The organism is Glutamicibacter sp. AGC46 (genome assembly GCF_053543715.1).
In genome coordinates this window covers 472150-479820 of record NZ_JBLVOJ010000025.1, presented here as the reverse complement: position 1 = coordinate 479820, position 7671 = coordinate 472150, and the positions used below count along the sequence as shown (strand labels likewise).

Annotated in this window: 7 protein-coding genes; 4 read left to right on the top strand and 3 right to left on the bottom strand. The window is 63.6% G+C overall.

Annotated features, from left to right (window positions below; genetic code table 11):
• Window positions 1-31: 31 nt before the first annotated feature.
• Window positions 32-1258, bottom strand: a complete 1227-nt coding sequence (locus tag ACNPM8_RS17225; protein WP_448940281.1) for a methyltransferase — start codon at window positions 1256-1258, stop codon at window positions 32-34.
• Window positions 1259-1324: 66 nt separating this feature from the next.
• Entirely contained in the window at window positions 1325-2557 is a 1233-nt protein-coding gene (locus ACNPM8_RS17220; RefSeq protein ID WP_448940280.1) for a glycosyltransferase, read from the bottom strand.
• A gap of 94 nt (window positions 2558-2651) precedes the next feature.
• Between ACNPM8_RS17220 and ACNPM8_RS17215 the strand changes: the two genes are divergently transcribed.
• The 3 genes from ACNPM8_RS17215 (at window position 2652) to ACNPM8_RS17205 (ending at window position 5825) form a co-directional block, all read left to right on the top strand.
• Window positions 2652-3293: a TetR/AcrR family transcriptional regulator gene (locus ACNPM8_RS17215; RefSeq protein ID WP_448940279.1), complete on the top strand. Its 642-nt coding sequence runs from the start codon at window positions 2652-2654 to the stop codon at window positions 3291-3293.
• 91 nt (window positions 3294-3384) lie between these two features.
• On the top strand, window positions 3385-4554 hold the full coding sequence (gene argE / locus ACNPM8_RS17210) for an acetylornithine deacetylase (protein ID WP_448940278.1): 1170 nt from the start codon (window positions 3385-3387) through the stop codon (window positions 4552-4554).
• Window positions 4551-5825, top strand: coding sequence for an MFS transporter (locus tag ACNPM8_RS17205; protein WP_332730988.1), 1275 nt, complete (start codon window positions 4551-4553; stop codon window positions 5823-5825). The genes argE and ACNPM8_RS17205 overlap by 4 nt, the downstream gene beginning before the upstream one ends.
• Window positions 5826-5908: 83 nt before the next feature.
• Here ACNPM8_RS17205 and trhA read toward each other — a convergent pair whose 3' ends face one another.
• Complete coding sequence (gene trhA, locus ACNPM8_RS17200) at window positions 5909-6598, bottom strand: PAQR family membrane homeostasis protein TrhA (RefSeq protein WP_181148856.1); 690 nt, start codon at window positions 6596-6598, stop codon at window positions 5909-5911.
• Window positions 6599-6709: 111 nt separating this feature from the next.
• Here trhA and ACNPM8_RS17195 point away from each other — a divergent pair, with 111 nt between their 5' ends.
• On the top strand, window positions 6710-7642 hold the full coding sequence (locus tag ACNPM8_RS17195) for a zeta toxin family protein (RefSeq protein WP_448940277.1): 933 nt from the start codon (window positions 6710-6712) through the stop codon (window positions 7640-7642).
• Window positions 7643-7671: the final 29 nt, after the last annotated feature.

The following is a 7671-nucleotide window of genomic DNA, read 5'->3' as shown; positions in this document are numbered from 1 at the left end:
TTCCCCGTTTCTGCATGGAACGCACTCGGGGCTACTTGGCCTTGAGCCTCCACAATGAAGTGACTTCCTTCGAACGGGCCGCATGCAGCACGTCCTGGGCATCCTGTGCGCGGTGGTGCCTTGGCGCGGTGTCGATCTTGTCGATGACTTCAAGGCCTGCCGCCTCGATGGCCTCCAGCAGCAGCGCGCGGGTACGCAAGCCCAGCAGCTCGGCGAGATCCGAGATGATCAGCCATCCTTCGCCGTTCTCGGTCAGGTGACCGGGCAATCCGCGCAGGAACTGCATCAGCATCTTGCTCTCGGGATCGTAAATAGCCGCGTCCAGGGTGCTCGGCGCGCTGCCCGGAAGCCACGGGGGATTGCACACGACCAGCGGGGCCCGGCCTTCGGGGAACATGCTGGTCAGTTGCGCACGGGCGGCGCCGGAAATACCCAAGCGCGCGAAGTTGTCGTTGGCGCAGTCCACCGCGCGCTGGTGGATGTCGGTGCCGATGACCTGCTTGACTCCGCGGCGGGCCAGCACTGCCGAGAGCACTCCGGTTCCGGTGCCGATGTCGAAAGCCAGCGAGAGGTCCTCCAGCGGAGCCACCGCCACCAGATCCACATATTCCTGACGGGTGGGCATGAACGTCCCGTAGGCCGGGTGGATTTTCGCTCCCAGTGCCGGAACGTCCACACCCTTCAGGAACCACTGGTGGGCACTGAGCATGCCAGCTAGTTCCTGCAGGCTGGCCACAGCCCGGTGTCCAGCCAGGTCCGCGGCCTGCTCGTAGCCGAATGCCACCGCCGGACCGACGATCGGCGCCCGGGGCAAGTCCAGGACGGCCAGGCCGTCCTCGGCGTGGAAATCCAAGGGAACCAGGATCAGCGACAGCATCCGTGAACGCTGGGCCCGGGCCTGCCGGATGGCGTAGAACTTCTGCGCATCATCCAGGACCTTCTTCTTGGCCTTCGCGCTGCTGGCCTTGGCCGCGTTGGCGGCCGCCATGCGCCGGTCCATGGCGGCAAGCAGCTGCTTGGCGTTGTGGAAGTCGCCGGTCCACAGCATGGCCGTGCCGCGGGCCGCGTGGCGCATGGCCGCATCCGCGCTCAAGCGGTCATCGGCCACCACGATGTGTGCTGGTGCCCGGCGGGAATTGGCGGACAGCCAGATGGCCGTGGTGCTGGTTCCTTCGTGGTCCCAGGAAACGGTCACAGGGGCGGTGGCGGAATGGGAAGCGATGGGATGGCCCTGTCGATCAGCGTTGCTCAAGCGCATGGCAACCGCGCATGAGCTGTTCTGTTGCGAGGGGCTGGACTTCCAATTCTACCGGTCCCGGCCAGGCTAGCTGGGCCGGTGCCTGGCGACCAGCTGTTCGAGGATCCTTATCACTGGAATCGAGCTGTCCGTTTCGGCTGCCAGCTGCCGGGCAATTCGCCGGGCGCCATCGGCCAGGTCCTCATTGGCCAGGACTCCGGTAATCGAGGACGCGAGCCGCTGCGCAGTCAAGTGCTTGTAGGCAATGGGCTCGGCAGCCGCGCCGAGCCGGTGGATGCGCTGGGCCCAGAACGGCTGGTCGGTGAAGACCGGAACCGGAACTGCGGGGACGCCTGCCCGCAGGCCAGCGGCCGTGGTGCCGGCCCCTGCATGGTGCACGACGGCTGCCATCTGCGGAAACAGCCAGTGGTGCGGTACCGCGCCGATGCCCAGGATGCCAGGTTCGTCGATTTCCGGTTCCCCTTGCACGATAGTCCGTCTTCCGGTGCGCCGGGCAACATCCGTGATGAAGTCCGGTTCCAGCGCCTGCGTGCTGCCGAAGCCAATGAAGACTGGCGCCGGCCCCTCGTCGATGTAGTCGAGCAGCCTCTGCGACGGTGTCCATGCCGGATCGGCTGGCGGCCACCAGTACCCGCAATTGACGATCCCCTCATGCCAATCAGCGGACCGTGGAACGATAACTGAACTGAAGCCGTGGAGAATGGGGCTCCGGTGCTGGCGGCGAAGGCGTTCGGAGGCAATACGGCTGCGTGCGGGCAATCCCAGGGATTCGCGTACCCGCTTTGCTGGGAGGTCGTAGGGCGCCTTGGAAGCGGCGAAGAGCTGGCCGAGCAGCTTGTTGCCCAGTGGCCCGAAGCTGCGCGATGCACCCAAAGCCATGGGCGAGTACGCTGCACTGGGTTCAATGGGTTGCAGGTGCGCGCCGATCGCGGGGATGCCCATGGCCTCGGCCACGTCGTAGGCATAGGGTGCTACCGCATTGGTCATGATGATATCGGCACCTCGCTCGGCTGCGGCCATCGTTCCGGTAGCTGCCAGTTCGAAATAGTCCCGGAGCTCCCGGAGATACCGGCGCAGATCCTTGGGGCTGGCCTTAGCGCCCGGAGCTGCCGGCTTGACCAAGGCGCCCATGTCGCCGGGGAGCTCCCGGAATCGGCAGCCTGCGGAAACGGCAAGGTCCTTGTATGCCGGGTTTGCCGCAATGGATACATCGAAACCATGGAGCGCCAGCTTCTGGCCGAGGCCGGCCATCGGCGCGACATCGCCTCGTGTTCCCGGTGCGATCATCAGCAAGCGCATGGTTCCTCCTGTAGAGTTAAATGCGAACAGTGTTCGCGGTTAACTATACAGCCAGAGCACGGCGCGCGACGCGCCCTGCGGGAAAGGACAAGCGATGACCGGCAACCAGCCTCGCACCGGGCCCAGGCCCCGGCACTCCCGGGCCAAGATCGCCCAGGCGGCGATCGCGCTGGCCGATGAAGAAGGCATGGGAGCGGTATCCATCAGAGCCGTAGCTGCAAAGATCGGAGCAGGAGCCGCCTCCCTGTACCGTTACGTTGAGTCCCATGAGGAGCTCACCGGCCTCATGGTTGAGCAGATCAGCGCGGAATATGAACTGGAATCGCTGGCAGGTTCGGCTGCCCAGCAGCTTCTCGGCCTGGCCACCCAGGGCCTGCAGATCATGCGCAGGCATCCCTGGGTGCCCTCGCTGGCCATGGGCAAGTCGTCCATGGGGCCGAACGCCTTGGCCTACCTGGAACGTGGATTAGCGGCCCTGGAAGGCAGCGGGCTGGAGGCAGGGGCCAAGCTGCATTGCCTGGCGATACTCAACGCCATCACCGCAGCATTCGCGCTCAATGAGCAAAGCCAGCAGCGGCCCGAAGACCCGGCGGCGCTGTTCGCCCAGCTGGAAACAGGCCGCTACCCCCACCTGTCGGCCGCGCTGGGCCAAGCGGCAAGGCCCGTGGACCAGCAAGAGGCCTTCGTGAACGCGATCATGCACTATCTGCGTGGTGCCGGTGTTATTCCCAACTAGCCAGAGGCCATTCTTTGACATCTTCTAGGTGGTGCGGGAGCAATATGGAAACATGAATCCATAGCATCATCGCCTAGAACCAGGAGCTGAAATGCCCGCGCCCAGCGAAGCAAGCATGAAAGAAATCCACGAGCTCATCGCCGTGGACACCACTAGCCGCGACAGCAACCTTGCGCTGATCGGGAATGTCGTGAAGAAGCTGGACGCCTATGGCATCAGCTCCCAGCTGATCCACAACGAAGAGGGCACCAAGGCCAACCTGCTGGCCACCATCCCCGCCGCCGATGGAACCCGCACCGGCGGCATTGTGCTTTCCGGGCACACCGACGTGGTGCCAGTGGACGGGCAGAAATGGAGCAGCGATCCATTCGACGCCCAGGTGCGCGCAGACAAGCTCTATGGCCGCGGCACCTGCGACATGAAGGGCTTCCTCGGGGTGATCCTGGCCAAGCTGGACCAGTTCACCGGCGCAGAACTTGCCGAACCAATCCACCTGGCGCTGTCCTACGACGAAGAAGTCGGCTGCGTCGGCGCGGTGTCCCTGGTGCAGAGAATTGTTGACGAGCAGCTGGCGCCTCGCGGATGCTTCGTGGGGGAGCCATCGAGCATGCGGGCGATCCGCGGCCACAAGTCGATGAACGTTTTCCGCGCCGAATTCAACGGCGTCGCAGCGCACTCCTCGCTGCCTTCCGAGGGAGTCAACGCCATTTCCTATGCGCTGCGCTTCGCGAATTTCGTCGAGGAGGTTTCGGCCGAGCTGCGCAACCATGGCCCGCGCGATGAAGCGTTCATCGAACCGACCACCACCATGAACGTGAACAAGTTCGACGGCGGCATCGCGGTGAACACCATTCCCTCGCAGGCGGTGGTGTTCTTCGAGTACCGCTCGCTCGCGGTAGTGGACCGCGAGGCGCTGACCGCGCGCTTGCGCGAAGAAGCGGCCAAGCTGGAAGCCCAGATGCGCGAGCAGAACCCGAGCTGCTCCGTGGAGTTCTCCCAGCAGGCGGGCGCTCCGGGACTGGATACCGCTGCGGAGGAAGGGATCGTGTCCTTCGCGGCCGCCTGCGGCGCCATTGCCACCGATGAAAAGGTCACCTATGGCACGGAGGCCGGGCTGTTCGCCGCGGCCGGCATTCCCACCGTGGTGTGCGGTCCTGGTGATATCGCCCAGGCCCACGCTCCGGACGAATACATCGAGCTGGAGCAGATCGTGGCGTGCGAGAACTTCATCGATTCGCTGATTGCGCAGGTCAGCTCGTGAGCGCCGAGGTGAAGGCGACACCCGAGCAAATCGTCAAAGCCCGCAAGGCGGTCATCTCCAGTTCCATTGGCGCGGCGCTGGAATGGTTCGACATCATTGTCTATGCCACCTTCGCGACCACCATTGCCAAGGTGTTCTATCCGGAATCGGACGGCACGTTCGCGCTGATTCTCACCTTCGCCACCTTCGCGATTTCCTACCTGATCCGCCCCCTGGGCGGCATGGTGCTGGGCAGCTACGCCGACCGCAAGGGACGCAAGAACGCGCTGACCCTCACCCTGGGCCTGATGATGCTCGGTACGCTGATCATGGCCGTGGCGCCGCCCTATGAGGTGGCAGGCGTGGCGGGTGCCTTGATCATCCTGCTCTCGCGCATGATCCAGGGCTTCTCTGCCGGTGGCGAATTCGGCACGGCCACTGCATTCCTGATCGAAACCGCACCGCACAAGAAGGCGTTCTACTCTTCGTGGCAGGTCGCCAGCCAGGGTGCATCCATGCTGCTGGCTTCTGCCTTCGGCTACTTCCTGACCACCGGCCTGAGCCAGGAAGCCCTGGAGAGCTGGGGCTGGCGCGTGCCGTTCTTCGTTGGCCTGCTGATCGGGCCGGTGGGCCTGTACATCCGCGCCAAGCTGGATGAAACCGACGAGTTCGTTTCCGCCGCCAAGGAGAAATCGCCACTGGGCACGCTGTTCACCCAGCACTACGGCCGCTTGCTGGCCGCAGCGGCAACCATTGGCGTGGCCACGATTTCGGTGTACATGATCCTGTACATGCCGACCTTCGCCGTCACGAACCTGAAGATCCCTGCCGACGCGGCCTTCCTGGGCGGCATCTCGGCGGGCATCATCACATTGTGCGGCGTCCCGCTGGTGGGCCATCTGGCCGACCGCATTGGCCCGGCCCGGGTGATGACCTACGCAGCGGTCGCAGCGTTCGTGCTGGCCTACCCGTTGTTCAAGCTGATGACCTCGAACCCGAGCGTAATCGTGATGGTGATCGTGATCGCGGTTCTCGGCGTGATCATGTCCTTCTACTTCGGTCCGCTGCCGGCGTTGCTCTCCAACCTCTTCCCGGCTGCCATCCGTGGTTCGGGCCTGTCGGTGGCCTACAACGTGGGCGTGACCCTATTGGGCGGAATCGCCCCGCTGGTACTGACTTGGCTGCTGGACCTGACCGGGTCGCTGGATGCACCGAGCCTGTACTACATGGCAATTGCCGTGATTTCGCTGGTCGGCCTCGTGGTCGTGCGAAAGCGCTACGGCCAGCGCTAGTCCGGCCTGGGATTCAGCCAAAGATCGCCGCAAGCTTCCTCGTGGAGCTTGCGGCGATCGCTTTTTCCAGCGGGTTCGCGCGCTTACAGGGCCACCAGAAGCACAGCCGTCCAGTGGCACAGGAAGGCCATGACGGTGCAGGCATGGAAGAGCTCGTGGAATCCGAAAATGCTCGGCAACGGATTTGGCCGTTTGGTGGCGTAGAAAACCGCGCCGATCGTATAGGCCAGGCCACCAGCGAGAATCAGGATCATCACCGCGGGGTTCGCGGCCCAGAACGCTGGCAACTGCATCAAAGCGCCCCACCCGAGCAGGATGTAGAGGCTGACTCCAACCCAGCGGGGTGCCGCGGGCCAGAATGACTTGATGGCAATTCCGGCCAGTGCACCGGCCCAGATGACGGACAGCACGATGATCGCCTGCGGACCGGGCAAGGTCAATGCCGCTACCGGAGTGTAGGTGCCGGCAATGAGCAGGAAGATGTTCGCATGGTCGGCCCTGCGGAAGAGGCCCATCACCTTGTCGGTCCAGTTGCCACGATGGTAAAGCGCCGAGGTGCCAAAGAGCAGGATCGAGCAGAGCGCGAAGACCGCGGTGGTCCATTCCGCCAAGCGTCCGTTAGCCAGCACGACCAGCACCAGGCTCATGATGATGATGCCCGGGGTGGACCAGGCGTGGATCAGCCCGCGCCAGCGAGTGCGCTCGGTGCCGATGTGCGCAAAGGTTCGCCCCGCTCGGCCTTTGCCTGCAGATGGTAGCGGTGCGGTAGCCATGGGTCTCCTTAATGTCGTGCGCGGGCGCTGGGCCCAACATCGAACTATACGATAACCGGCTGTCAGCGCGCTGTGGGGGGCATCGCGATAATTCCCGATTAGGATTCGAATATGGCAGATGACCAAGAAATCACCGACCACCTGAAGACTATTGCTCAACTCAATGAGCCCGGAGAAGTGCTGGCCAATGATTCACCGTTCATCTCCGTGCGCAACCCTAACTGGTTCGAAGAAGTGGGCCCGGGTTCGTGGAAGGCGATCGGGGAACGTGATCAGTTGCATCGGCGGCTGATCGACCAGGAACTGCGGGCATCGGGCAGCGCCAAAGCGCAGCGCCAAGCTGTTGTGCTTGCCGGAGCTCCGGGAGCCGGCAAGAGCAGCCTGCTGCGCGAACTGCTTGGCGGTCATGAGGATCACTATGTGGTGATCGATGCCGATGAATTCAAGGCGAACCTGATGCGCGAAGCGCAAGAAGACGGAACCTACGAAGGATTCTTCAAGCCTCGGGAAGTCAAAGAGCGCGAGAAGCGCGGTGAGCAGTTCTTCCCGATGGACATGGCGAGCCTGGTGCATGAGGAATCTTCCATGCTCAGCGAGAACCTGCGTGCCGCATGCTTCGAGCAAGGACTGAATGTCGTCATCGACAAGGTCCTTGCGTCCGAGGATTCAGCGCAGAAGCTGGCAGCTCAGCTGCAGGAGGCCGGATACGAGATTCAGATCGTGGAGGCGTATGCGCCGCAGGATGTCTCGGAAGAACGGATCGTTGAACGCTGGGAAAAGCAGCAGGAAGCTTCCCTGGATGGCGACGACAACCTTGGTGCACGCTGGGTTCCCGAACGATTTACCGATATGGTCTTCGACGCCCCGGGCCAGCGGTCCCGGCCAGCCGCCGTGGCCCAGATGTTCGCACGCAACTGCCCCGCGGTACTCAGCTTCAAGGTGTTCCATACCGCGCTTGGGGAAGCCGCGGACACTGAGGGGAGCCTTCTGCTTTTCGAATTGCGCAGGGAATCCGTGGGCTCTGAGCTGCTGCGGGTGAAGTAGCCAAGAAAAAAGAAGAACCCGCCGAGCAG

Coding starts and splice junctions, on each gene's coding strand:
- ACNPM8_RS17225 (WP_448940281.1), bottom strand. CDS start 1,258: ATGCGCTTGAGCAACGCTGATCGACAGGGCCATCCCATCGCTTCCCAT.
- trhA (WP_181148856.1), bottom strand. CDS start 6,598: ATGGCTACCGCACCGCTACCATCTGCAGGCAAAGGCCGAGCGGGGCGA.
- argE (WP_448940278.1), top strand. CDS start 3,385: ATGCCCGCGCCCAGCGAAGCAAGCATGAAAGAAATCCACGAGCTCATC.
- ACNPM8_RS17195 (WP_448940277.1), top strand. CDS start 6,710: ATGGCAGATGACCAAGAAATCACCGACCACCTGAAGACTATTGCTCAA.
- ACNPM8_RS17220 (WP_448940280.1), bottom strand. CDS start 2,557: ATGCGCTTGCTGATGATCGCACCGGGAACACGAGGCGATGTCGCGCCG.
- ACNPM8_RS17215 (WP_448940279.1), top strand. CDS start 2,652: ATGACCGGCAACCAGCCTCGCACCGGGCCCAGGCCCCGGCACTCCCGG.